Genomic DNA, 25779 nt, shown 5'->3' with positions numbered 1-25779 from the left:
TGAATGAAGCTCGGAGAGCCATTGACCGTAAATCGGTCAATGATGAAGGAACCGAAACCTCCGTGTTTCGGGTGGGTTAGCCACTGGCTCCGGCGTGACTACCCTGTAAATTGTTAGGTATTTTACCACTGTGCCGAGGCGTGACTGCCCTGTATATCGTAAGGCTATTTTACCACTGTGCTCCGGCGTGATTGCCCTTTAATTCGATAGCGAATTTCATGGAATCTCGTCATGCCACGGTGGGCATGACTTCTCTCATCCGGCTTACCCACCCAAAGCCAGTGGCTTTGGTGCCTTCGTCATTGGTAGATTGACTACCAATGGTCCTGCGGACCCTACTCAGTTAGATTTAGTCCATCGTGTTGCCTAAAAGACAACTTCATTCGTTCACTCCGGCGTGATTGCCCTTTAATTCGCAAGTTAATTTTACCACTGTGCTCCGGCGTGACTGCCCTGTTAATCCTATGGAAAACACCATTATGCCGAGGCTTGATTATGTTTCTTAATAAAAAATATCTTATAGATAAATAAAATCTAGATCGTCAGAATCCATTTATCAAAATTTTGATTTCTGACATTCGACCAATTATTTAGGATACCAATTCTATTTTATCCACCCCCGCCTTTCAGGCAGTCCCTCCAGCGGGGGACATTAGAGCAACTTCATTATTAGATTAGCAATTAGTATGTTTTAAGTAAATTTAATTGATATTATCTGAAGAACCAGAGAAGGAATGGTTAACTAATACTTCATTAAATCATAAGATATAAAACTAGCTCTCTTTCTCAGTCAAATAAACCACTAAGTCCTGAGGATGAGCTATGAATTTTACATTGGAAAAAGACTGAAGTAGTTCAGCATTCTGAGAAGTGCCAGAAGCCAGGAGTTGAACATCGACTTCCTTGGTGATGGTTTCTAAAACAGTATTTAACCTTTGTGAGATAGGAGAAATGAAAATAGTAAAAAGAAAATCGGGTTCTACCGACTTTACCACTTGAATGATATTTTCGGTAGGAACATTTTGACCTAGGTAGTAAGTCCGCCACTGCATTTCCTTGGCTAGGTAATTGGCCAACAATAATCCCAATTCATGATATTCAAACTCCGGCAAGAATAATACCATCTTTTTGGGATTTCCTCTGGGAATGGGCAACATCTCAATTGCCGATGTGATTTTTTGACGGATTAGATTGGAAATAAAATGCTCCTGAGCCGGCATTACCTTATTCGTTCCCCACAAAACGCCGACTTGATTTAGAAAAGGATAAATAATGGTGGTAATCGTAGTAAGTATTCCTCTTCGATTGATACTTGACCTAATTATTTTATCGAAACCCAACTCGTCAAAATCTAACATAGACAATATCAAAAGACTGATTTCGTCGTGATCTTCTGAAGAATTGGTGTTTTGTCTAACTTTTTCAAAAATTTCTTCATCAGACATTTTATTAATCTTAGACAGTCGATATCCGGCATTGGTCAGAATCAAAACATTGAGTAATTTTTTTAAATCCTCATCTGAATAAAATCGAATATTAGTCTCTGTTCTTTCGGGAGAGATGAAGCTATATCTACTTTCCCACTTGCGTAAGGTATGGGCATTAATACCGGTTAACTCTACAATTTGACTTACTGTATATCTTGACATATCTCTATGATTTCACTTTTATTCACCATGTGAATTGCTATCACACTCAGGGATTAAAAGTAATCATTTAAAAATTTAAATACAATTTTGTCCAACTTTTTTTTAAATAATACTTGGACAATAAATAATTTCACTTATATTTGTCTAACTATTCACCTTTAAATGTTTGACAAATGAAATACTTTAAGAATTCCTTCCTATTAATTTTCAGCTTATTTTTGGTTTCTGTTGCCTGTAATGACGATGACGAGGTAATGGTTGAAACACCGATAAATATCGTAGAAGCAGCCCAATCCACAGAAACTCTTAGTAGTTTGGTTGCTGCCCTGTCCAAAGCAGACGAGAACAATGGTTCTAATCTCATAGCTACCTTAAGTGGCAATGGTCCTTTTACGGTTTTTGCCCCGACGAACGCAGCTTTTGATGCCTTATTCGCTGGATTAGATCAATACAATTCGCTATCAGACTTTACGACAGAAGAAGACAAAGCAATTTTGTCTTCCATTCTACAATACCATGTAGTGGCGGGAGCAGCGGTAACCTCATCCGACCTGTCAAATGGGCAAGAGATATCCACAGTACTGGGCGAAAAAGTGATCATAAAAATAAATGGGAATACTGTTTCCTTAGATGATGATACGGATGCCGATGCTCAAGTAACCACGGCCAATATTGAGGCCAGCAATGGAATAGTACACATCATCAATAAAGTCCTGGTTCCACAATCTGTTTTAGACGCCATTAATATCGGCTCATTGGTAGAGATAGTGGTAGCATCAGACGCCTTAACATTACTTGAAGCTGCGGTGATAAAAACAGACCTTGTAGCCACTTTAAATAGCGATGGACCATTTACTGTATTTGCTCCGAGCGATGATGCTTTTATAGCTTTATTAGATGTTCTTGGAAATGACTACAATAGCTTAGACGACTTTGACACCGATGATGAAATCAATTTGCTTAAAGACATTCTTCTGTACCATGTATTGCCTGCCAAGGTCAGTTCTGGCGATTTAGCTCCTGGTTCGGTGGCTACAGCTTTGGCCAATAACGACATTGAAATAATCGCTGCTGGCAGTAGTTTTGTTATCGGAGATGATTCGGAAATAAATGCCAATATTTCCATGGTAGATATTATGGCCAGTAATGGAATAGCTCATGTGATCGACAAAGTGCTTTTACCTCAAACTGCCATCGATTTTGTGGCCACACTAAACAATAAAAATATTGTTGAATTAACTCAAGAGACTGAATCTTTGAGCTCTCTATTAGCTGCTATTGTTCAGGCAGATGCGGGACTGGCCGAACTTTTACAAACCGATGGGCCATTTACTGTATTTGCCCCTACTAATGATGCATTTGCAGCGGTTTTGGATTTATTAGGCGATGATTATAACAGTGTAAATGATTTTGATACCGAAGCAGAGAAAACTTTACTCGCTCAAATATTAAAATACCATGTAGTGGCGGGAGCCGCAGCATTGTCTACCGACTTAAGTGAAGGTCAAATGATTACTACAGCTCAAGGTGAGGACATTGGAATTAGCTTGGATGGAGGTGTGTTTGTTACAGATGCCACAGATGGCAAAGGGGAGGTTAAAACCGCCGACATTCAAGCTTCCAATGGAGTTGTTCACCTTATAGACAAAGTACTTTTGCCTCAAGAGATATTAGATGCCGTCTTCCCTCAACCCAACATTGTTGACCTAGCGCAAGGAAGTGATGACTTATCGATACTTGTAGCAGCTCTCGTCCAAGCAGATGCTGGTTTGGTAGAATTGTTACAGACCGATGGACCCTTTACCGTATTTGCCCCTACTAATGCAGCATTTGTCGCTTTGCTTGATGATTTAGGAGATGATTACAACAGTCTGGCCGATTTTGATACCGAGGAGGAGAAAACACTCTTGGCCAATATCCTTAAATACCATGTAGTTTCAGGAGTAGCCGCTTATTCTACAGATTTATCCGACGGCCAAGAAATCAATACCGCCCTGGGATCAAGTGTAAGTGTAAAAATTGATCAAAGTGTAGAGATCGTAGATTCTACGGACAAAAATGCCACTGTGTTAAGTGCAGATATCGCTGGAAGCAATGGCGTAGTCCATGTAATAGACAAGGTATTACTACCGAGCAATTAAAAGGAAGGTAAAATCAACGCCTTCTATAATACCAAATCCGCGACCAACCACCCAGAATTGATTTGGTGATAAGAGCTTGGGATAGGAAAATAATTTAAGCGCGTACTTCTACTTATACCAGTTTGAAGTCACGGGATTTATTCCGTGGCTTCATTTTTTTGAATAACATACCGAGACCAGTGACCAATTCACCCGATACACAGAGTTGAACAGGGGAAGTGCTTACTCCAAAACCCGTAAATCGGTCAAAGTGTATATTCAGAGTTGCAGCATGGATTTCATGGTAAAGAATAATTAGATCAAAACCGGTTTTCCACTTCCGTCGCTTGCAACATTAAATAATGAATATCAGTATTTAACATATAGGGTTCCAAATATTCACTACCTGGACCATACATGGCCAATTCAACATAATCACCGGAATGACTCATACTGATCCAACCCACGGAATTGCGTGATTTTTGCATTTTAGCGTAGGTTTCAAAAGGTAGCTTTTTATAATTATAGAGTCCGGACTCCTTATTTAGTCCGTGATAATAAGAATAAATATGTTCAACTTCTTCTTGAGATAGTTCAATTCCGTTAGCTCTAAAAATAAGATCTTTTATTTCATTCAATGAAGACTCACTTGAAATTTGATTTAGTAGCCATTCATTGGTTTGGGTATAATTGGCGATACTGTCAAATTGATCGTTTGCCGAGCTTCCAGATATTGTACCTGGATTGGCATTACCATGATCTGTAGTCATAATAAGTAAGGTATCTTCATTTTTTTCGGCGAAATCGAGGGCTACTTTAATAGCGTCATCGAAAGCAAACTGATCGTAGAGAAGTCCAGCGATATCATTTGCATGTGCTGCCCAGTCTACTTTCCCCCCCTCTACTTGAAGTACAAATCCCTCTGGATGATCTTTCAATACATCTATGGCCTTACTAGTCATTTCAGCCAAAGTCGGTGTTTTTTCAGTGAGTTCTTTTGAGGACTTTCTATCAATACTGTAGGGAAGTGCACCGTCTGAAAATATACCTAGTACTGGGGAATTTCCTTTTAAAGACAATAATTCTTTCCTAGTTTTAGCAATCTGATATCCTACCTTTTGAAACTCGCTATATAAATCTTTCTTATCCTTGCGTAGCTCTGGATTGAAATATTGGTCTCCACCACCCATTAAGACATCGAATTTACCTTCTAAATATTTTTCTGCAATAGCCGCTTGATCGCCTCGATTGTCCTGAGTAATACAAAAACCAGCAGGTGTGGCGTGAGTGATGGTAACCGAAGTAACACATCCGGTTTTCTTTCCTGATTTTTTAAATTTTTGTAGAATGGGAAGGTTTGGTTTTCCATCGGGACTGATATTCAAGGATCCATTTTTAACCCTTTGCCCACCGCCAAATGAGGAACTTGCAGCGGCAGAATCTGTCACGATAGAATTGGCAGAGGCCGTGTCCATTAAGGCTCTCGAAACGCGATTTTCACGATAGAGTTGCAACCAATTTGACCCAGAGCCATATTGTCTTAACTTGAATAAATCCATCATATTTAAAGTACCCGTACTCATTCCGTCACTGATAAACATGATTACATTTTTAGCCTTCTTCCCTTTCCCTGTAAAATCAACATTTTGAGCTTTACCGATGGTTGACGAGAATAAAGTAGCTCCAGCTCCCGCCATAGCTGAATTCCGAAGAAAATGTCTGCGATTCATTTGCCTTAATGTTTAATAATAAAAATGACAAGGTAAAAAAAATATAGATCTCTTATTAACACAGGCAGATTTTTAATATCATATTAATAGATAGTGAAAAACACAAAGAATATATGGGCAGAAATTTATTCACAACAATGATTACCCTATGACTAATAGCAAATGCATTTTATAATGTCAATCTTCATTCGGTCATGTACTGCATTCGGTCGTGACTCTACAAAATGGAGTGACTGCAACGTAATTTGATAGGTATTTAAGTCACTGCGCTGCGACGAGAATACATTTAAATTGTTAGGTATTTACTTTAGCTTATTATGTCGTCCTTTCAGGACTTAATTTCAATTCTATAATCAATTCATAGGGTTAACACCCTATGCTGATACATGTCGTCCCTTCAGGACTTTTCATTGAACATAAACATATATGCAACAAACATTTACACCGTTTAAATGATTAAATAGATCAGCATTTCCATCCTCCTAGATTTGTCACACTTTTTGCCCCATCTATTCTATTATATCAATAGAGGCAATGAAAAGATATGATCTCTTTGTGTCAGCAGATTGACAATGCAATAAGTCCGCCAAATCAACATTATTTGATGCCAATACCGTGGTTTTTCAAACCACGGCTATAAAACATCATCCCTGACTGAACGTAGTTGCCCATTAGGGCAACCAAAGGTCGTAAATCGACCTTTGGTGAAGATGACTGAATGAAGCTCGGAGAGCCATTGACCGTAAATCGGTCAATGATGAAGGAACCGAAACCTCCGTGTTTCGGGTGGGTTAGCCTCTGGCCCGGCGTGATTGCCCTCTAATTCGATAGGTATTTAGGCCACTGTGCCGAGGTGAACGAATGAAGTTGCACGAAGTGCAACCCGATGGATTAAATATCCATCGGATGAGAGAAGTCATGCCCCCTGCGGCATGACTAGTATTTATGAAAACTGACGGTATGGTTTTGATTTCATAATTTAAGAATATATATCAGGAATTCACCCGATGTTATTATTGCGTCCACTTCGACTCAACTCAGTGCGCCGCTTTCAAGACTTTTCTTTAAACCAAGAAGCGAGATGCAATACTTATACGAATTCATTTGCACAAAGAATTATGGAAATAACATCTCACATATGGGCAAAAAAAAACCTTAAGACGCTAACAAAAGCGCCTTAAGGCTATCCATCTTACTGGATTTTGTGGTACCTCCAGGAATCGAACCAGGGACACCAGGATTTTCAGTCCTGTGCTCTACCAACTGAGCTAAGGTACCAACCTATATTTCTTATCCTATCTATTTGACTCCAAGTAAAGAAAACCCCTCAAAACAATAAAATTGTCCAAAAAAAGTTTCTAACTTTATACAGCTTCAAATTTGGAAAGGCAAATTTAATTTCTTTTTTTGTTTAACCAAAAGAAAATTTACTTTTAATTAAAAAATATAGATGACTCTAAACGCTAAGTTAACCATTCTTTTTGCTTTGGGCGGTATAATCGGCTTTGTTATCTTAGAATATTTGGAATCAAATCTTGGCCTAATCCTCCTCTTCCCCTGCGCTGTAGGTCTGATGTTGACCTATATATTTAAAAAAGAAATCAACATTTATGGACATAAGCGCAAAAGGCGTAATCTAGGTCAAAAAGAACGCGAATACCTCGAAAATAATTTTCCCCTTATCCATTTCATCCCAGAAAACAAGCGATCACTATTCTATCAACAAGTAAGTCTTTTTAAAGTCGATAAAGAATTTTTACCTCAAGGCATGGACAAAACTCCTTATCAAGCCATATTACTTTGCGGTGCCTATGCGGCATTCTTTGAAAACAATAAAAATGAATATCAGATTCCCCTGTCCAATATCTTGGTGTATATATTTTATAATCATCCCTTCCCTTCACCGAAATATGAACAACTCCTCCACATATCAGAGACTCACTTAGAAGACGGAGCCATGATGTATTCTATTCCTCATTTGATTAAGGGCAACAATGAACCTCTTAGATATTTCAACATCGCCCTCTACGAAACAGCCAAAGTGGTGGAATTCCCTTCATTAGAATCCAATCATTTACCCAGCCTATCTCAACTATGTCAAATTGGTGGATATACCCCAGAGCGCCTCGAAAAATACATCGGACTGCCTCAATCGGAGATCGACTTAATCGCGCTTTCCATTGTAATCTATTATACCAAAAACCAAGCTCTCGGTAGTCAATTCCCCGAACTAAAAGAAAAACTGGATGGTCAGCTAATTCAAATATAAATTATCGTGTTTATATTAAACAGCAGCTACATTGGCCTCTACCGCTTGTGATTTAGCCACTGCCTTTTTCTTGCGACTTCTTTTCTTTTTCAGCTTATTGATCCAAATAATAATACCAGTGATAGGCAAAGTAGTACCTATCAGACAGGTAATAAAATAAAGGATTTTGGAAAACGTCCCCATGATTTCACCTGTATGCAATGGTTTAATCGATTGAGCGATCTGCTGTCCTAGAGTCTTTTCTGAAAACAATTCTACAGCCAAAGGTTCTCCCGTAATGGGATGAAGCTGTAAGTTGTCGGCACCGCGAACACTGAAAAATCCATTGGCCACCTTTCGAATGGCTACAGGTTTGGTCGCATCATATTGTAATGGCAATGAGGTAATTCCCCCACCTGCCAACAGGGCTTTACTTTTTTCATAAAATTCATCGGCCGACATCACCTCAGCGGTAGAATCAATTATCGACAATGGCTCACTCTTTTCACCCCGTCCACCAAAGACTTGGGCATTGAGGACTTGACTCAATCCATTCTTATACCATTCAAACGACCAATTAAGTCCAGTCAGTCCCATGACTAAAAGTAAAATCAAAGCATAAAAACCGAGAACATTGTGTAAATCGTGATTCAATCTCTTCCATCCACTCTTAGACTTAATGACCAATCCCTGCTTCATATACTTCATACGCTTGGGCAACCACAATATAAAACCAGTAATCATTAGAAATAAAAATATTATTGTAGATATACCGACAATGGGCCGACCAATCTCCGTATCGAGAAGCAACCATCGATGCATCCTAAACCACGTCCTATAACCACCGCCATATATGGCCTTGCCATCTCCCAATACTTCACCGGTATACGGTTGCACAAAATAAGCTGTGCCTCGACGCTGTTTGGGATCCTCCTTCACACTAAAAGTATAACTTTCATCAGGACGATCACTAATCTGTACAGAGACTATTTCGCCTTCTATTTGTTCACTCACCTTTGATTTTAGTACAGCTATTGACAATGGCGCGGATTCAGTGACGGCAACCTTATATTTTTCTGGATGTTGCCATCGATCCATATCTGGCCAGAAAGTCAATATCGTCCCACTCAAACAAACGATAAACAAGATAAGGCCACTACCTACACCCAACCAAAGATGGATGTCGTTGAAAAAGGTTCGCCATGTATATTTCCTTTTCATAGGATGCTGTATTTATTTAATTAAACTAATAATTCGATATCGTCAAACCACTTTATCGCCATAAAGGGTAAAAAAGATTCCCAGCTCTTCATGGAATAATTTTCTACCTCCAACGAAAGATGGTGTAAATATTGAGACTTATAAAATAGTACCAATCCCCCACTCTCATACCAATGTCAGTATAGTTATCTTTTATATCCGTATTCTTTGTATGGATTTGATCATGAAATTCACCTACCATAAAATGGACATTGGAATCTTGTCCACTGAGAAAATGAAATTGACCATATAAAAGAGATAATTTTTACCACGCATAATTTTAGTCTTTGCAAATATAAACCTATTAAGACTAAGTCCAAATTAGAATAGATTTTTTACTAAAAAATCTATTCTAATTTCTTCCTGATTTTCAAAAATTTCCTCCAACCGATTTAATCCTTTATCTTAGATAGACTGAAATCAACGTAAGCATAGAACATCTTATTCACTTATAAAATATAAACAATGGCCAAGTACGAACTTAAAACTAAAGTGAATGACGACGATGTAATGGCTTTTTTAAACGCTGTAGAACCTGAAAATCGTCGATTAGATGCCCTAACCATCCACGAATTAATGACGGAGATCACCCAGGTCAAAGGAAAAATGTGGGGCAAGTCTATTGTCGGTTTTGGAAAATACAGCTATACCTATGCATCTGGTCACAGTGGCGAATGGATGGCCATAGGTTTTTCTCCTCGCAAACAAAGTTTGACCCTATATATTATGCCAGGATTTGACAAATACGAAGACTTGCTCAATCAATTGGGTAAACATAAAATTGGTAAAAGCTGTCTATATATCAACAAACTCGATGATATAGATTTAAAAGTATTGAAGATGATGATTCAACAATCTTATGACTTTATGATGAAAAAATAATGTAATAATGATTTAGTGAATCAAAATAATTATTCCGACTTAAGAAATGGTGAAAAAATATACTATTTCAACCTCTTCATCATATAATACATTGAATACAATCTACTTAAATTCCTGTATTACAATCTCATACACAAGATTTATACAATATTCCTCCCCTGTTACTAAATAACAATTAATAGATATCAAGGCAACATCTTCCCCAATTCTGTAGGAAAAAACATAGAATTTCAAAAAATTACAGGTAAAAATGGATTTTTCTTCTCCATTATTGTGACTTTTTCAATGTGATTCAGTCAAAAGAGGGAAGTTTCTAAAAGGGTATTTAAAAATTTCCACGCCGAATGTTAGTTAAGGCTCCCTATTAGGAAATTGCGAATCTTAAACCTTAAGATTCAATACTCACCATAGGTTGGTAGTGAAATGACAACCTATTCAACATCTAAAAAATGGAAGCATTGCTCCACATAACAATGCTTCCATTTCTCTTTTCTTTCTCCAATACATCGAAGTTTTTTTGATGATGCATATATTGAATTTGGAATACTTAGGTAGGAAGATCTAATAGTCAAGTAATACGAAATACAATTATTAGACAATGATTTACACAATGGGTATTATTGGATATAAAACAAATAGCGATTACTCTCTGTAGATTACCTTCCTCAAAAACTGAAGGGTAAATCCAATTTCTAAACTAATATTTCTAATTTCCTGACCTGCCAAAACATAGGTTCCCCCAGAAGGACTGACGTATTCTTGGGCCGGGATTTTGACCTGTTGGGACAAATCTGGACTAAAAATAATATGTAGCAATGGTCTAAAAAACTCATTTTCTGACCAGCGAATTCCTCCACCAGCACTTACACCGTAGTTCCACTTTCTAGTAGCATCGTTGGTTATATAATCGATTTGTCCATATTTGGCATCATAGGTATAAGACCCTCTAAGACCAAAGGAATAGAAAAATTCAAAATAAGGATTTAACTCAAAATACTTTTTAAGCCCTAGGGTTAGCTCTACATTCTTAAACACCACATTGACATATCCTCCCCGAATGAGGCCTCCAGATATAGGACTTACAAAATCATTGTATCTAATCCCCCGTCCTTTATTACTGATGCCTGCATTGGCAAAAAAGGCTGAGGACTGTCCATAGGATTCCACATGTGCTTTTAAGTGATAAGTAAGTAGAGGATTGGATTCTTGAAAACCATTCCATTTTTGAAAAGCAATCGTCGGACCTCCATTGATACCAAAATACTTCGACTGTCCTTGAGCTGATACCAAACCAGCGATTAATAAAATACAAGCATAGATGACTCTATGCCCTAGTTGGGGATTATAGATCAACGGTATATTTTTAAAATTTGACCAATATTCAAATTATTTGATGTCAAGCCGTTGACTTTAATGATATCTTCTACCGATACATTAAACTGTCGACTGATACCGTAGAGGGTATCTCCCTTGCTTATTTCGTAGTGCAATACTTGGCTATTGTCGGTTTCTTCAACTTCTTCAGACACCAAAGCTGGTTTTGAAAGATCGAAACTATTGTTTGCTAGTACTACCGCTTCACTAGCTACCTCAGACTCATCCCCTTCTTGTGGCATCATCTCAACCACTTCTTTCTGATCCAATAGGGTTGGTTTGGACACTGTACTAGATTCCATGATTTCAACATCATCGTAAGTAAGCGGTATTTCACTAGTAGGGATTGGCGAACCTTTTAATTTTACTTTTTGACCAGGCAATGGTACCATGGACAGGGTAATCTTATTTTTTCTTTCTAAACTGCTCAATCGAATACCGTATTTTTGAGCAATAGACAAGAGATCTTCTCCCTCTTTTACCGTGTGATAAGTCGCACTACCTCTATATTTTCTGCTTTTCTTTTCTAAGAATACAAAGTCGCCTTCTTTTTGATATTGCTTTTCATCGGTAAAAAATTCGTTGTACTGAGTCAACTTGTCGATACTTAAATCGTATTGATTGGCGATGTCATATATGGTTTGATCGTGTTGAATAATCACGGCCTTTCGATCGTTGACCAATATTTGATCACTAATCACTATATTTTTGGAGGGACTTCCCTGCTTTGATTTTAATGCTGTCGGATGACTATTTGTAGAAATCTTATCGTGGGTTCGAACATCTTTGGCCTGTGCAATTAAATCAGAGGGCTGAACATATTTCACATTATTGTCCTCGTAATAATCGAAGGTATAAAGTGAATATTTTTCGATTAAACTAATAAGGAGATTGGCATAGGCTGGATTGGTTGCATAGCCGGATTTTTTCAATCCCCAAGCCCAAGACTTATAATCTGTTTTCTCAATATCAAACAAAGGACCATACCTATAGGCTTTGCGCGGGTCTTTAAGAAATAGGGAATGTTCCACAAATGAATGTTCTGCACTGTCAAAGACTCGGAAACAAGAAGGGCGCAATCTTCCGTGGCGATCTCTATCATCGTCCTTTTTATAATAGGTGTCACCATCCCAAGAACCTCCACATTTTATCCCGAAATGATTGTTGGCCGATACCGCCAAATCACTTTTCCCGAAATTGGATTCCAATAAGGCTTGAGCCATCTTGATACTGGCGGGTATACCGTGGGCGTGCATTTCAGATACGGCTATTTCTTTATATCGATCGATGTACTCCAATGCATCAGAATTATTGAAAGCTGATAATTGAGAGGCCATCAACAGCAAGATCAGACTACATAATTTATTCATGGTATTAGAAATTTATAGTATATATTCAGTACTAAAATTATGCCAAACCAATCGATTTTTGAGATATAATTACATCGACAAAACGAGGTAAAGAGGCGTTAAGATAATAAATTTAGGATAAATTTGTTAAATCAATTGCTTTTCAATTCATATATTTTTTTGACGACATTATGATTACAGCTATGAAAAATCGGTCAGGACAGCCATATTTACTCAATCCCAACTATTTATTTGCCATTATCTGCATGGTCGTTTTCAGCTTTTCTTGTCAGCCATCATCTCAGTCAGATTCCTCATCCAATGACTTAGTTTTGGATACTATACCGAGTGAATTGCAAATGTTAAATATTGAAATTCAAAATAATCCAACGATGCCATCTGTGTATTTGGACAGAAGTCGATGGCTTATGGCGAAAGGAAGCTTTGCGGCTGCTTTAAGCGATGTGGAAAAAGCCATCAACCTAGATGGCGAAAACCGCGAAGCCGTAATACTCAAGGCAGATATTGAACTAAATTATTATCGTTCCTTGGCCAGTATCCAGACCTTAAAGGACGGTATTGAAAAATGGCCAGACGACTTAGATTTAAAAGCAAAATTGGCCGAAGTCTATATATTCGTCGAACAGTACAGTTTAGCCAAAACCCAGGCCCATGAAATTCTAAAAATTCAACCCCTATCTGCCCAAGGATTTTTTCTATTGGGTTGGGTATCAAAACTCCAACAAGACAGCACTGCGGCCATTGGCTATTTCAAAAAAACAGTTGAATTGGATGCAGACCAAATCGCAGCATGGCAGGAATTGGCAGAATTGACTCAAAATTCCAACCCTGAATTATCGAAAATTTACTATGAAAACGGGTTGACGATAGAACCCCACGACACCTCATTGTTGCACTCCTATGCCCTATTCTTTCAGAACCAAAACGATTTGGAATCCGCCAAAAAACAGTATCAAAAAATCATTGACCACTACCCCAACTACGAGGCCGCTTTGTACAACACCGGTCTACTGCTTATGGATCAAGACTCCTTCGCCTCATCCATCGATTATTGGAATTATTTAATAAAACTTGATTCTACCAAGGGAAAATACTATTATTATAGAGGCATATGTTTCGAATTAAGTGAAAAATACCCAATGGCCAAGGCCGATTACGTATTGGCTGCGGACTTAGATCCCACATTGCCCAGCATTCAAGCGGCTTTAAAGGCCATTGAAGAGAAAGTAAAATAATGGTTTTTTTTGAAACCTTTTCCTAAGCTTATCGTCAATAATGTAGGGATTCTTCTTATTTATTATATATTTGCATCATATGTAAATAAAATATAATTAATTGATTACATTATTTTACACCAGAAACTATTGGATTATTCTATTTCTCTTGATAGGGAAGGTTAACGGATTTGGACAAATTGAAACCTTGCAATTAAATCTTTTACTGGAAAAGGATCAAGAATTTTCTTGGGTAAAAGATTATTCTCTTTTCTTTCACGGCCAAATACCAGGACAGATTATCTTAGGCCAATTGACATCGAGCAACGAAGTCATAGGGTTGATGCATGTAGACAAAATCGAAGAAAATCTCTTACTTCGGGGTATCATCCACCATGATACACTTACCCTAATAGAATGGTATAATGATGATGAGTCGGGAAGATTAGAACTAAAAATATCAGATCAAGGCATTCATGGATATTGGTATAACATGGATCGCACGATCCAAATTCCGCTTAACCATGAAAAAGCCAGTTGGACTTCAAATTCTGTATTTCGGCAATACTACAGCGATGAAGAATATTTTGCCACTCAAATCACTCCAGAAAACGAAATCCTTCTCGAAAACAAATATATAAATGAAGACGATTGGAATAATAGGGAAATGGTTAATTCATGTGCCCTCATTACTCGTGAAGAGAAAATGTCAAAATATTGTTCCTCAGCCCTCCTATCTACTTATCCCCTCGTAGAACTAGATCTTCAGCGAATCATGTGGGGCGAAATCCCCCTCATTCCTCATGATGAAGAATTTAATTCAACGATAACCAAGCAGTTGTCCCAATGGAAGGACAAAATATTCGTAAAAAATGATGAAATTTTTTCCGACAATAGATGGAGTGATCACCATTTGGTCTGGTTCACCCCAGACTATATTTCCGATGAAATTGTAAGTGGTATGTTGTCGATTCAGTATTACGGTTCAGAAAGTCTACATTCCTACACCTTTATATATGACAAGAAGAATAAAAAGTTCTTGGATCAGTCGAGTTTCTTCCGAAGCAATACCCCATGGGTAGAAACATTTCAGATAAGAGCACGGCAAATATTCGAACAAGAGCAATCCGATTTATACAAATTATTCCCCAAAGCTGCTGGGCAATTAAAGTATCATTTATCTCTTACCCCGATCGGATTAATGATATCTACAGACTACAACACTTATTTTGGTAGAATGGTCTATCATCTTAAAAAACAAGATGTAGATGTGTACATGCAAAGATTTGCCCCCTATAGAGAAAAATTATACATAGATTAATTTCGTTCTAAGAAGAATATTAATTTTGCAGTAAAAAAAAATTGCTTCTATTATGAATTGGTTATATAATGTAACATCAACTATTGGTTTATTTCTTTTATGTTGTACTGGTTCCACTATAGCCCAAGAGGTAGAAACCGAGGTGAGTTATGACACCGTGTATATGGGCAATTATTTAGGTTTGCGATATACCATTTACAATTGGGAGGGTCAATTTGCGGACTTTGATTTAGGGGATTTCACCATCATCGCCGGTCCCAACACATCTTCTACCATGTCGATATCGGGCAATCAAAGAAAAAGCAAAAAATCCTACACCTTTATATTAAATCCTCCGAGTGAACCGGGAATTTACACCATTCCTTCTCAAAAATTAGAGGGTGAAGACGGTGAAAAATGGACAGATGAGAAAATCATCACCATCTTGGAAAATCCTGAAAATATTCAACAGAATCCACAGATAGTATCCAATAATAGGTTTAGTTTTGACCGCAGTACACCGACGGCCCCCAAAAGAGGCCAACGGCAAAAATTTTAGACAATATATGGGATCGAAAATCATTTGGGCAGTAGAGTTATTTTGGTGGGTGGTGTCGATACTGACAGGGATTGTCTTGGTATTGCCATATTACGATGTGATGATCGATACTGTTCCGTTTATGGTACCCAACATTATTATATCGATACTCATGGTGCAATGTCTGCGGCATATATTTTTTTTGAGATACAGCTTATTGGGCAGTCGAAAATGGATAATGATTCCCTTTGTTTTTGTAAGTATACCGATTTGTTTTTATACCATTAGACACTACAGTTTTATGATGCTCTTCTTTGAGACATCAACCTGGGGTCACCATTTTTCATACTTACTCAATGCCAATGAAAAGATGGATTTGTCCAAGTATATTATTACCGAATTTAGAATAATATCAGTAACCACCATTGTTCTGGCCATTATACTGTCCTTTAGACTGATGGTCGCACTTTGGCGATTAATCAATCGAAAAGGACCGATATAGTATAAGTTCTCGGACTATTTTACCCTAGATAAAACCTACTCTATCCCTGTTGAGAAAAATATATTTTCATTAAAATCCTAGGTTTTCACCCTATATTTGAATTGAATATGAATCAAAATTTAGATCCTTCCGGAAAAACTGCCTCTTCAGAAGACCGAATGATCGACAAGGCATTGCGACCAGAGCGATTAAGCGATTTTACTGGGCAGAAGAAATTGGTTGAAAACCTTGCCATTTTTATTGCTGCTGCCAATCAAAGAGGGGAAGCACTCGACCATGTAATATTACACGGACCTCCCGGTCTGGGTAAGACTACCTTGGCCTACATCGTAGCCAACGAATTGGGCAGTGAGATGAAATCCACCAGTGGTCCAGTATTAGAAAAACCCGGTGATTTAGCAGGATTGTTGACCAACCTCAATCCCGGAGACGTATTGTTTATTGATGAAATTCATCGACTCAATACTGTGGTAGAAGAATATCTGTACTCGGCCATGGAAGATTACAAGATAGATATCATGATAGAGACCGGACCTAGCGCCAAAAATATTCAAATCGCCTTGCACCCATTTACCCTAGTGGGAGCTACGACGAGGATGGGTTTGATCAGCGCACCTATGAGGGCTCGATTTGGCATCAACTTTCATTTGGATTACTACGACCACCATACTTTGCAGGGCATTATTAAGCGGTCTGCCCATCTATTGAAGATAGGGATCGATGAAGAAGGTTCTCTGGAAATAGCTCGCAGAAGCAGAGGAACGCCTCGGATTGCCAACGCCTTGCTCAGAAGAGTTAGGGATTTTGCTCAGATCAAAGGAGATGGCAGTATCGACTTGGCCATTGCCCAGTTTGCCCTAGATGCCCTCAATGTAGATGAACACGGACTCGATGAAATGGACAATAAAATATTGACGACCATTATCGACAAATTTCAAGGGGGCCCCGTAGGTATAGGATCCATTGGGACGGCCGTGGGAGAAGAAGCTGGCACCATTGAAGAGGTCTATGAACCTTACCTAATTATGGAGGGATTTATCCAACGCACTTCACGGGGACGCACCGTATTAGATAAGGCTTATACTCATCTCGGTCGCAATAAACCCAGTAGTGCTCAAGATGGTCAATTGTTTGAGTTTTAATCAAACCTCTCTCTTGTCATTACGGATTTTGCATGACTTTTCAAGTATATAGCCCTTTGTGCTGTGCTTATATTCTCTATGTCTGATATCGATAGATGGTGAAATACACCATAATATTGAAGTCGCAATAATAGCTAATACGAAATACCGTCAATCAATTAAATGAATTGATGAAATCGATATTCAAATCAACTTCTTGTTTACCAATACGACAAGAGAAATCCCTAGGTTCTTACACGACTTCGGCTACTAGTGGAATTCCGACCTTCACAATTGATTTAAATCCTCCTGCCACATCTACAAGATTGTGTATTCCTCGAGATTTAAGAATAGAACTGGCAATCATGGATCGATAACCGCCAGCACAGTGGATGAATACCTCTTCTTGATTGGGGAAAACAGAAATATAGTGGTTGAGTTGACTTAGGGGAAAATTTTTGGCGTCCAAAATGTGATTGGCTTCATATTCTGCCACCTTTCTCACATCCACAATGGGTTTGGAAACAGGGTCTCCACCTATTATATCGGCGAATGTTGCAGCAGATATGGATTTGACACTGTCGGTTGCCTTACCAGCAGCTACCCATGAGTCAATACCTCCTTGTAAATAGCCTAAGATTTGATCAAATCCTACTCTAGACAGTCGGGTAATAGCTTCATCTAGTTGGTCTTCGTCGACAACCAGCACTATTTTTTGATGAACATCTTTGATTAATTCGCCAACCCAAGGCGCAAAATTACCACTGAGACCGATAAAAATCGAACGAGGAATATGACTTTTGGCAAAATCATTTTGATGGCGCACATCGAGAACGATAGCTCCTGTTTCATTGACTACATCTTCAAAGGCTTGGGGTTTCAAACCCTGTTTGCCTTTTAACAATACCTCATCTATAGAATCATAGCCTTCTTTATTCATTTTGACATTGTGGGGGAAATAAGCCGGTGGCGGCAATAGTCCATCGGTGACTTCTCGAATAAATTCTGCTTTAGTCATATCGCTGCGCAAGGCGTAGTTGACAGCTTTTTGGTTGCCAAGGGTATCGATGGTTTCCTTCATCATTTTTTTACCGCATGCAGAACCCGCCCCATGGGCTGGATATACGAGGACGTCATCGGACAGGGGCATAATTTTATTTCTCAAACTATCATAGAGCATACCAGCCAGATCTTCCATCGTCATATTAGCCGACTTTTGTGCCAAATCTGGTCTACCTACATCTCCCAAAAACAAGGTATCTCCTGAGAATATAGCCAAATCCCGCCCAGATTCATCCTTCAACAAGTATGTAGTACTCTCTATGGTATGACCAGGAGTGTGTAGGGCTATTATGGTTAGTTTGCCCAGCTGAAAAGATTGGCCATCGGTTGCGATGATAGCATCGAATGAAGGATTGGCTTCGGGACCAAAGACAATTGGGGCATTGGTTTTTTGTGACAGTGTAATATGGCCACTTACAAAATCCGCATGGAAATGGGTCTCAAAAATATACTTGATCTCGGCCTGAGCATTGGCCGCTTTATCGATATAGGGTTGCACTTCTCGCAAGGGATCAATGATGGCTACCTCCCCTTCACTTTCGATATAATAAGCACCTTGTGCTAAGCATCCTGTATATATTTGTTCTATGATCATAATAGTGTAGTTTTTAGAATAGACAATGTTTTAAAGTCAGTGCTTGAATGCCCAATATATTATAATACTCCAGACAAATTAAAACATTAATCGATGGAATGCAAAAAGAGACGCTAAGTTGACCATGTTCATACATTTGGCATTATAATCAAATCTATAATTTCGATGATTGAAATTACCGTGGTAGTTCTAGTCATCAGTTCTTTCGATATAGTAATCTGGCTCTATGAATAAGGTCAATCCTTCATGTGGAAAGGCACCCTAGCAGTAGTCCAATTATGCTTTAATTTATATGCGAGTCAAAGGTAAAGAGAAATAAATCATTAACCAGGAATGGTTGAAACAAAGTTGTTAATCTAGCAGTAGAGGATGGGTATGCCGCTAAGTCATGGAATAGTTTGAATACCAGCCGCGCTTATAATTTTCTTATATATTAAATAGAAGATGACCTCGGAGCCAGTGGTAAAATAAACTTGCGATATACAGGGCAATCACTGTGCTGCGACGAGATTCCATAAAGTGAAATTAACGTTGATTTGGCGGACTTTTTGCATCAACTTTCGCGCGAAACGAAAAGATCAAATTTTTTCAGTTTTTACAATTATATATTTGGAAAATCTGGGCAAAAAGTGTGACAAATCCATAAGTATCGAAATGCTGATCTATTTAATCATTTAAACGAAGTAAATGTTTGTTGCATATATGTTTATGTTCAATGAAAAGTCCTGAAGGGACGACATGTATCAGCATAGGGTGTTAACCCTATGAATTGATTAAAGCATTGAAATTAAGTCCTGAAAGGACGACATAATAGCATCGGGAGAATTTCTGACACATATTATTATCTTTTAATATCTAAACCATACCGTCAGTTTTCATAAATACTAGTCATGCCGCAGTGGGCATGACTTCTCTCATCCGATGGATATTTAATCCATCGGGTTGCACTTCGTGCAACTTCATTCGTTCACCTCGGCACAGTGGCCTAAATACCTATCGAATTAGAGGGCAATCACGCCGGAGCCAGTGGTAAAAAACCTTGCGAATTACGTTGTAGTCACGCCTCGGAACAGTGTCCTCGGTTCCTTCATCCAATTGATATTTAATCAATTGGGTTGCACTTCGTGCAACTGCATTCAGTCATCATATAAAAATCGGGACTACCAAATTCATGGTAGTCCCAACATTATTTATCAAAAACCTTATCGCCTACTCTAATACTACAAGCCCTCTCCTCGTAAAAATTCCGCTACAAATGCATCGTCATTTAAACTCGGATAACTGGCATATATTCGATCCAATTCCTCAGATTGTCCTTTGGACAACTGCTCATTGGGATTGAGACACCAGGTGCCTTTCAACAAACCCTGTCGTCTTAAAACCTCGTGAATCCCAGGAATACATCCGTGAAAATCATTGGCCGCATCAAACAATACCGCATTGGAATCGGTGACCTCAATATTTCGAGTCAACATCTCTTTGGGCATGGAATCACCGCTATTTCTAATCTCCTTGATCTCGTTTAACAAATCCACTGCCTTATTCGTCCATACCGCCCAATGTCCCAACAATCCTCCGACAATTGACTTGCGGACAATCTCTCCATCTACTTTGATCTGGTAAGTCGTCAATAAATCGGCAATAATGTTGTCATCATTTCCCGTGTACAATGCAATCTCCTCTCTTCGCGATGAATGACAAACTGCCCGAACTACATCTAGGGTTTGATATCGATTAAAAGGAGCCATTTTAATCGCCTGAACACTTGGAATCTCTGCAAAATCCTTCCAGAAATCAAAACTCAACAATTGTCCACCCACAGCTGGCTGTAAATAAAAACCAAAAATTGGCAAAACCTCTCCTACCTTTTCAGCCCTTTTTACCAATTCCAACTCTGAATAATCCTGTAAACCACCCATGCTCAACAAACCGAGATCATATCCCAATTCGGCAGCCAATTCAGCTTCTGCAACAGCCTGATCTGTAGGTCCCACAATTCCGGCAATTTTTACAAAAGGTCGATCCAATTTGGCTTTTTCAACCTCCTCAGCAGCCAATCTAAGTACGGGCTCAAATAATCCGACTTCCTTATCTCTAATCTCGAATTGCGTTGAATGAACACCTACGGCTATACCACCTGCACCACTGGCCATGTAATATCGAGACAACAATCGCTGTCTATCCTCGTCCAACTTTCGATCTGCATCCAATGCCAATGGATGTGCGGGGATAACTGTCCCTGCATGTATAAATTCTTTTAAACCTGGTTTCAACATTTATTCAACTAATTTATAATTTAAAATTTACCCGATCTCACCTGAAAATGTGTCGGTTTATTCAATGTCAATCCACCTTCATTGACCCATTCCTCTGTCCAATCAATAATTTGATTCAAGGATATTGATGGATACCCAAACAATTGATGTGAATGAGATGCATTATTTAACAAAACGGTATCTTCCTCGGCATTTTCAAAGACAGGTTCTACCCCAAATCTTCTGCCAAACTCCTCCGCCAAAGCACGAATCGAAATCGTTTCCGGCCCAGTTACATTCAACAATTTAGGGGGATTATCACAATGAAGTAATGATCGCAGCGCTATTTCATTGGCATCACCTTGCCAGATAACATTCATATGTCCACTTCGTAGATCTATGGCCTTGCCCTCTTTAACGGATTTAGCAATCTCCAATACATTGCCATAGCGCATTTCCACTGCATAATTCAATCTATAGATCAACATCGGAATCTTGTGTCGGTGTGACATATGCTCAAACATACGCTCTCTACCCAAACAAGATTGGGCGTACTCACCCAACGGAGAGGGAGCAATTCGCTCCGTTGCACCGCCAGATCCAATTGGCATAAATGGATATATATTACCAGAAGAAAATACAATGATATTTGATTTCTTAAACTTATCGGCCACTCTACCCGGCAAATAGGCATTCATAGCCCAAGTAAGATGTTCGTTACCTGCAGTACCAAATTTCTTACCCACCATATAGATAATATTTTTTACCTCGGGCAAAGACTGTAAATCTTCCTCCACCAACAAGTCGGCTGTAATGGTTTCTACCCCACTTTTTTCCAAATCCTCTCGCATACTTGCATCGGAAAATCTGGAAACACCAATCACTCTTTTGGAGACTCCAGCAGCTTCAATTGCTCTCACTGCCAATTTTGCTAAACTAGGCCCCATTTTACCGCCTACTCCTAAGATAAGAATATCTCCCTCAATGGTTTTGATATCCTCTATCAAAGAAGCCGATGGTAAAGAGAGCTGATCTTCTAACTCCTCTAATGTTTTCATAAAAATATATTTTTAAAATTTAATATCGCCAAACCAAATAACACCACTAATCCTATAATGCCAAATACATTGTCCCTAACCTTATTGACCAAAGACCCCATATATTTCTTGTCATTTGCCACCAACAATATTCCCAAGGCAATTAAGGGTACAACAAAGATTGTCACCCCTTGAGCAAATACAATAAGCTCCAACGGCAGTCGTCCAAATACAATGGCTATGGTCGCACCTATTACCATAATTAATGAAATCAATATTCTCACTGGTTTGCTGTTGAGATCCCGTCCCAAATTCAGAGCATCGGCAAATAAGGTTCCTCCAATGGTGGCATTTCCAATAATAGATGAAAATGAAGCTCCAAAAAGACCGAGCATAAATAGACTGGTTGCCCATTTACCGTACAATGGCTCCAGAGCCAATCCCATATCAGTAGCCGATTTTACCGTAATCCCCTGTGGAAATAGTATGGCACCTGAACTTATCATGATCATGGCCGAAATACCTCCCAATACCAATATCCCTATCACACTTTCCTTGACCACTTGTTTGACAGAACCAGCCGTCCAACCCTTCTCCTGTACCAAATAAGATTGATAAAAAGCACCGGCTATGGAAAAACTAGAAGCCGTCAGTGCCACTACCAACAGCAATGAACCCGATGGCATCTGAGGCACTACTCCAGCTAAGACAGATCCTATTTGCGGTCGAGCTATAATTAAGGTAAATAGAAAGGATAACAACATTACCCCTACCATTATCAACATGACTTTTTCTAATATCTTATAAAATGACTTAAAAAATAAAAGGGAAATCCCCATAGCGGTAATTAATATGATCCATGGTGCCGCCCCCGTACCAAAAGACTCCGAAAAAGCCAATCCCGCACCTGCCGAATTACCAGCTTGAAATGAGGCCGCTACCAAAAATATTCCTATCCCTGTAAAGATTGAAGCCCATGAGCCCCATTTTTCTTTAAATGTAGCGAGCAAAGATTTTTCTGTAGCTATCCCAATGCGGGCCCCCATGGTGGTATAGGACATCATCAATATTACCGCAACCACGATAACCCACAACAATTGGTACTGATATTGAGCACCCAATTTAGAGGTTATGGTCAAACTACCTGGCCCAAATACCAAGGCTGCTGTAATAATACCTGGTCCTAAATAGGCCAACCATTTTAATATTCCTACGGGCTTAGAATTGTTTTCCTTTTTCAAATAGTTGGGTTTTTTGTCATTAAATAATTCAACGGCTGGTCTCTTATGCGCAGACCCAGCACTATACAATAATAAGGCCATCTAATGACTTAGATGACACTTTCCTATTTTATTCCACCGTGTACGTTACCGAAAGATAGAAAATAATCTCCGATATCCAAAAAATAATGATATTTATAAGGATATTCCCCGAAAGATCATCCCCTGTAAAACCCTATAAATTAACATAAAAGTTCAATAAAACAAAGGTGAAAACCCTTATTGCATTACAAAGAAAGTTCAGATAAAATCTTTTTTGCCTTATCGAAATAATATGGCAGCACTTCTCCTTGTTTCTCCAAAGACTCTACAGCCTCAGAATGGCGGTCTAAAGCGAGATAGGTCAGACCTAGATAATAATAATATGGATATTGACTTAAAAAATTGATATCGATATTTATTTGCTGAAAGTAAGTAAGTGCTATATCAAACTCTTCATTGGCCAATGCGGCATTGCCGGCATAAAAAAGATATTTGTCGTCATTAGTCTCCTTATGCACCTGTTCAAATAAGACCATGGAAGACTGATAGTCTCCTGCATTGTAAAATGTAAACGCTTCACGTTGGGATACATTTACTTCTCCTCTGACCAAATCCATATCGGGATAGGGTTGAAATTCATTGGCAAATACATTGTCGGAACGACTACCGGGAATAAATATCACTAAAAGCAAAATCAATGCGGCAGCTACACCGATAATCCAGTAAATGGATGTAGATCTTTTTCGCGAATCTAAATCCGATGAATCTTCTATCTGGCGCACCAAATTCAATTTGGCGTTCAATACCTTAGATCTCTGACCTTCCGACACCTTCTTTAAGAATTGATATTCATCCAATTCCTCCTTTGACCAATTGGGATCGGCAGCCAACTGATTCCTAACTTTTTCATCGATATGATCCATCTTCTATAATATTTATCAACTCAAAGTTGTGTCTATTAAAAACATTTTCTTTAATCGTCTCAGGCATTTATACTTGGCCGTTTTGGCGGCATCCACTGTATGATATCCCATCTTATCTACAATCTCTGAATAACTTAGCTTTCTATAATAAAACAATTCCAACAAAGTACTACACGGATTACCTAATTCATTTAATAATCTTTCCAGCTTCACAATATCCAAATTTCTTTCGTCATTTTCCTCAAGATCTTCAGAAGCCATTAAAGACCAGTCTAATCCACCGATTCTTTCATCGTATTTTCTATTCTTAATTAAATTATATTTGGCAATAGATATTAAATAATTTTTAATATTCCTTATCTCTTTTGTCTTTCCACTGATGACCTGATCATATAATAACACAACAGAGACCTGAAAAAGTTCAATTGCATCCTCCTGAGACACATTAAATTGTCTAGAAAAATAAGGTATTAACGTCGGTCTGTATTTTTTATATATTACACCGAGGGCTTCGTCTTCATTTTCTTTTATATAAGAGATCCACTGCGTCATTCAATTATATTTTAACAAACAATATAAAATATTTATATTTAAATATCCAAAATCGATTTTGACAAGTATTTTTTTAATCTTTAAATATCGTATTATGTCAAACAACACATCCCCCCAATCCTCACAACCTTCGCAAATTTCCGATTTACAATGTGACCTTGTTTATTTAGGAGCTGAATTGGTAAAGGCCCAAAAATTATTTAATCAAGAAATTGACCCTTCCGTCATGCCTCCCAATGCCTACATTTTTCTCGATTCACACATGCCCCACTTAAAGGATGATTTATCGAAAAACTATGAATTAATCCTCAGTAACAACGACATGGAAAGATCTATCTTAGGGAATAACCTCGCCCATTATGCCTATGAATCCAATACCAATCAATGGATCAATATTATCAGCCCGAATATCATACCCCCACATCGCAGACCAAACTGTATGGCCTACAACTTGTCGAAAGTATGTAGTGGTGGTGCCGGCTGTTACAATTATGTCAGTTACAAAATAGTCAATAATCAATTAAAATTGATCACACAGCTAGACCATACCGAAAATACGCATTCCGAATACATTGTTTTTCCCCTGATGTTTCACCCTGAAAATTCTGAAACCATCCATACCATGGGCAAATATTATCTTAAGCCAGGAGACAAAGAAAAAATCGAAAGTCGATTGGTAGATATGTTGTTGGGAAAACTCAATCTCGGCGTAGCCAGAGACCAATATATAATCGATCAATTCCACGTCATTGTTAAAGATATTGAATGGAACCACAGTCATTGAT

At 38.4% G+C, this 25779-nt stretch carries 20 protein-coding genes and 1 tRNA gene; 9 read left to right on the top strand and 12 right to left on the bottom strand.

The genetic code is table 11. The annotated features are described in order from the left end of the window. Positions 1-773: 773 nt before the first annotated feature. Complete coding sequence (locus LVD51_RS08810; protein ID WP_236970853.1) at positions 774-1649, bottom strand: MerR family transcriptional regulator; 876 nt, start codon at positions 1647-1649, stop codon at positions 774-776. Between the two features lie 173 nt (positions 1650-1822). Here LVD51_RS08810 and LVD51_RS08805 point away from each other — a divergent pair, with 173 nt between their 5' ends. After that, entirely contained in the window at positions 1823-3790 is a 1968-nt protein-coding gene (locus tag LVD51_RS08805; RefSeq protein ID WP_236970852.1) for a fasciclin domain-containing protein, read from the top strand. A 299-nt stretch (positions 3791-4089) separates the two neighbouring features. On the opposite strand, the gene LVD51_RS08800 is transcribed toward LVD51_RS08805, so the two are convergent. Further along, entirely contained in the window at positions 4090-5499 is a 1410-nt protein-coding gene (locus LVD51_RS08800; RefSeq protein ID WP_236970851.1) for an alkaline phosphatase, read from the bottom strand. A gap of 1205 nt (positions 5500-6704) precedes the next feature. Continuing rightward, a tRNA-Phe gene (locus LVD51_RS08795) sits at positions 6705-6777 on the bottom strand. Between the two features lie 172 nt (positions 6778-6949). Here LVD51_RS08795 and LVD51_RS08790 point away from each other — a divergent pair. Beyond that, positions 6950-7768, top strand: coding sequence for a hypothetical protein (locus LVD51_RS08790; protein ID WP_236970850.1), 819 nt, complete (start codon positions 6950-6952; stop codon positions 7766-7768). A 15-nt stretch (positions 7769-7783) separates the two neighbouring features. On the opposite strand, the gene LVD51_RS08785 is transcribed toward LVD51_RS08790, so the two are convergent. Continuing rightward, positions 7784-8968 (bottom strand): PepSY-associated TM helix domain-containing protein, encoded by a 1185-nt coding sequence (locus tag LVD51_RS08785; RefSeq protein ID WP_236970849.1) that lies wholly within the window; start codon positions 8966-8968, stop codon positions 7784-7786. Between the two features lie 504 nt (positions 8969-9472). On the opposite strand from LVD51_RS08785, the gene LVD51_RS08780 reads away from it, so the two are divergent. Then, positions 9473-9889: a DUF1801 domain-containing protein gene (locus LVD51_RS08780; protein ID WP_236970848.1), complete on the top strand. Its 417-nt coding sequence runs from the start codon at positions 9473-9475 to the stop codon at positions 9887-9889. A gap of 642 nt (positions 9890-10531) precedes the next feature. Here LVD51_RS08780 and LVD51_RS08775 read toward each other — a convergent pair. After that, positions 10532-11242, bottom strand: coding sequence for a hypothetical protein (locus tag LVD51_RS08775; RefSeq protein WP_236970847.1), 711 nt, complete (start codon positions 11240-11242; stop codon positions 10532-10534). Next, positions 11239-12633, bottom strand: coding sequence for a glucosaminidase domain-containing protein (locus tag LVD51_RS08770; RefSeq protein WP_236970846.1), 1395 nt, complete (start codon positions 12631-12633; stop codon positions 11239-11241). The genes LVD51_RS08775 and LVD51_RS08770 overlap by 4 nt, the downstream gene beginning before the upstream one ends. Before the next feature lie 182 nt (positions 12634-12815). On the opposite strand from LVD51_RS08770, the gene LVD51_RS08765 reads away from it, so the two are divergent. The 5 genes from LVD51_RS08765 (at position 12816) to ruvB (ending at position 17329) form a co-directional block, all read left to right on the top strand. After that, positions 12816-13868: a tetratricopeptide repeat protein gene (locus tag LVD51_RS08765; protein WP_236970845.1), complete on the top strand. Its 1053-nt coding sequence runs from the start codon at positions 12816-12818 to the stop codon at positions 13866-13868. Positions 13869-13968: 100 nt separating this feature from the next. Next, complete coding sequence (locus tag LVD51_RS08760) at positions 13969-15168, top strand: hypothetical protein (RefSeq protein WP_236970844.1); 1200 nt, start codon at positions 13969-13971, stop codon at positions 15166-15168. A 52-nt stretch (positions 15169-15220) separates the two neighbouring features. Then, on the top strand, positions 15221-15706 hold the full coding sequence (locus LVD51_RS08755; RefSeq protein ID WP_236970843.1) for a BatD family protein: 486 nt from the start codon (positions 15221-15223) through the stop codon (positions 15704-15706). A 7-nt stretch (positions 15707-15713) separates the two neighbouring features. Next, positions 15714-16187: a hypothetical protein gene (locus LVD51_RS08750; RefSeq protein WP_236970842.1), complete on the top strand. Its 474-nt coding sequence runs from the start codon at positions 15714-15716 to the stop codon at positions 16185-16187. Positions 16188-16294: 107 nt separating this feature from the next. Then, positions 16295-17329 (top strand): Holliday junction branch migration DNA helicase RuvB, encoded by a 1035-nt coding sequence (ruvB, locus tag LVD51_RS08745; RefSeq protein ID WP_236970841.1) that lies wholly within the window; start codon positions 16295-16297, stop codon positions 17327-17329. A gap of 232 nt (positions 17330-17561) precedes the next feature. On the opposite strand, the gene LVD51_RS08740 is transcribed toward ruvB, so the two are convergent. The 6 genes from LVD51_RS08740 to LVD51_RS08715 all read right to left on the bottom strand — a co-directional run bounded on the left by LVD51_RS08740 (position 17562) and on the right by LVD51_RS08715 (position 24994). Beyond that, entirely contained in the window at positions 17562-18965 is a 1404-nt protein-coding gene (locus tag LVD51_RS08740) for an MBL fold metallo-hydrolase (protein ID WP_236970840.1), read from the bottom strand. Positions 18966-20185: 1220 nt separating this feature from the next. After that, positions 20186-21241: a dihydrodipicolinate synthase family protein gene (locus tag LVD51_RS08735; RefSeq protein WP_236970839.1), complete on the bottom strand. Its 1056-nt coding sequence runs from the start codon at positions 21239-21241 to the stop codon at positions 20186-20188. A gap of 20 nt (positions 21242-21261) precedes the next feature. Next, entirely contained in the window at positions 21262-22278 is a 1017-nt protein-coding gene (locus LVD51_RS08730) for an NAD-dependent epimerase/dehydratase family protein (RefSeq protein ID WP_236970838.1), read from the bottom strand. Beyond that, on the bottom strand, positions 22275-23579 hold the full coding sequence (locus LVD51_RS08725; protein ID WP_236970837.1) for an Nramp family divalent metal transporter: 1305 nt from the start codon (positions 23577-23579) through the stop codon (positions 22275-22277). The genes LVD51_RS08730 and LVD51_RS08725 overlap by 4 nt, the downstream gene beginning before the upstream one ends. 185 nt (positions 23580-23764) lie before the next feature. Next, on the bottom strand, positions 23765-24442 hold the full coding sequence (locus LVD51_RS08720; protein ID WP_236970836.1) for a hypothetical protein: 678 nt from the start codon (positions 24440-24442) through the stop codon (positions 23765-23767). Positions 24443-24457: 15 nt separating this feature from the next. Beyond that, a complete protein-coding gene (locus tag LVD51_RS08715) occupies positions 24458-24994 on the bottom strand; it encodes an RNA polymerase sigma factor (protein ID WP_236970835.1) in 537 nt (178 codons plus the stop codon). Positions 24995-25088: 94 nt separating this feature from the next. Between LVD51_RS08715 and LVD51_RS08710 the strand changes: the two genes are divergently transcribed. Continuing rightward, positions 25089-25778 carry a hypothetical protein gene (locus LVD51_RS08710; RefSeq protein WP_236970834.1) on the top strand — a complete coding sequence of 230 codons (690 nt, stop codon included), beginning with the start codon at positions 25089-25091 and terminating at the stop codon, positions 25776-25778. The last annotated feature ends 1 nt before the right edge of the window (position 25779 follow it).

The sequence above is a fragment of the Membranihabitans marinus genome, from assembly GCF_021729155.1.
In the GTDB taxonomy this organism is placed as follows: Bacteria; Bacteroidota; Bacteroidia; order Chitinophagales; family Saprospiraceae; genus Membranihabitans; species Membranihabitans marinus.
Note: the sequence above shows the minus strand (reverse complement) of the source record. Positions and strands in the feature narration are given on the sequence as shown.

What these genes read in the sequence shown, in the direction of transcription:
- LVD51_RS08810 (WP_236970853.1), bottom strand. Translation starts at nt 1,649, where the DNA reads ATGTCAAGATATACAGTAAGTCAAATTGTAGAGTTAACCGGTATTAAT.
- LVD51_RS08805 (WP_236970852.1), top strand. Translation starts at nt 1,823, where the DNA reads ATGAAATACTTTAAGAATTCCTTCCTATTAATTTTCAGCTTATTTTTG.
- LVD51_RS08800 (WP_236970851.1), bottom strand. Translation starts at nt 5,499, where the DNA reads ATGAATCGCAGACATTTTCTTCGGAATTCAGCTATGGCGGGAGCTGGA.
- LVD51_RS08790 (WP_236970850.1), top strand. Translation starts at nt 6,950, where the DNA reads ATGACTCTAAACGCTAAGTTAACCATTCTTTTTGCTTTGGGCGGTATA.
- LVD51_RS08785 (WP_236970849.1), bottom strand. Translation starts at nt 8,968, where the DNA reads ATGAAAAGGAAATATACATGGCGAACCTTTTTCAACGACATCCATCTT.
- LVD51_RS08780 (WP_236970848.1), top strand. Translation starts at nt 9,473, where the DNA reads ATGGCCAAGTACGAACTTAAAACTAAAGTGAATGACGACGATGTAATG.
- LVD51_RS08770 (WP_236970846.1), bottom strand. Translation starts at nt 12,633, where the DNA reads ATGAATAAATTATGTAGTCTGATCTTGCTGTTGATGGCCTCTCAATTA.
- LVD51_RS08765 (WP_236970845.1), top strand. Translation starts at nt 12,816, where the DNA reads ATGAAAAATCGGTCAGGACAGCCATATTTACTCAATCCCAACTATTTA.
- LVD51_RS08755 (WP_236970843.1), top strand. Translation starts at nt 15,221, where the DNA reads ATGAATTGGTTATATAATGTAACATCAACTATTGGTTTATTTCTTTTA.
- LVD51_RS08750 (WP_236970842.1), top strand. Translation starts at nt 15,714, where the DNA reads ATGGGATCGAAAATCATTTGGGCAGTAGAGTTATTTTGGTGGGTGGTG.
- ruvB (WP_236970841.1), top strand. Translation starts at nt 16,295, where the DNA reads ATGAATCAAAATTTAGATCCTTCCGGAAAAACTGCCTCTTCAGAAGAC.
- LVD51_RS08740 (WP_236970840.1), bottom strand. Translation starts at nt 18,965, where the DNA reads ATGATCATAGAACAAATATATACAGGATGCTTAGCACAAGGTGCTTAT.
- LVD51_RS08735 (WP_236970839.1), bottom strand. Translation starts at nt 21,241, where the DNA reads ATGTTGAAACCAGGTTTAAAAGAATTTATACATGCAGGGACAGTTATC.
- LVD51_RS08730 (WP_236970838.1), bottom strand. Translation starts at nt 22,278, where the DNA reads ATGAAAACATTAGAGGAGTTAGAAGATCAGCTCTCTTTACCATCGGCT.
- LVD51_RS08725 (WP_236970837.1), bottom strand. Translation starts at nt 23,579, where the DNA reads ATGGCCTTATTATTGTATAGTGCTGGGTCTGCGCATAAGAGACCAGCC.
- LVD51_RS08720 (WP_236970836.1), bottom strand. Translation starts at nt 24,442, where the DNA reads ATGGATCATATCGATGAAAAAGTTAGGAATCAGTTGGCTGCCGATCCC.
- LVD51_RS08715 (WP_236970835.1), bottom strand. Translation starts at nt 24,994, where the DNA reads ATGACGCAGTGGATCTCTTATATAAAAGAAAATGAAGACGAAGCCCTC.
- LVD51_RS08710 (WP_236970834.1), top strand. Translation starts at nt 25,089, where the DNA reads ATGTCAAACAACACATCCCCCCAATCCTCACAACCTTCGCAAATTTCC.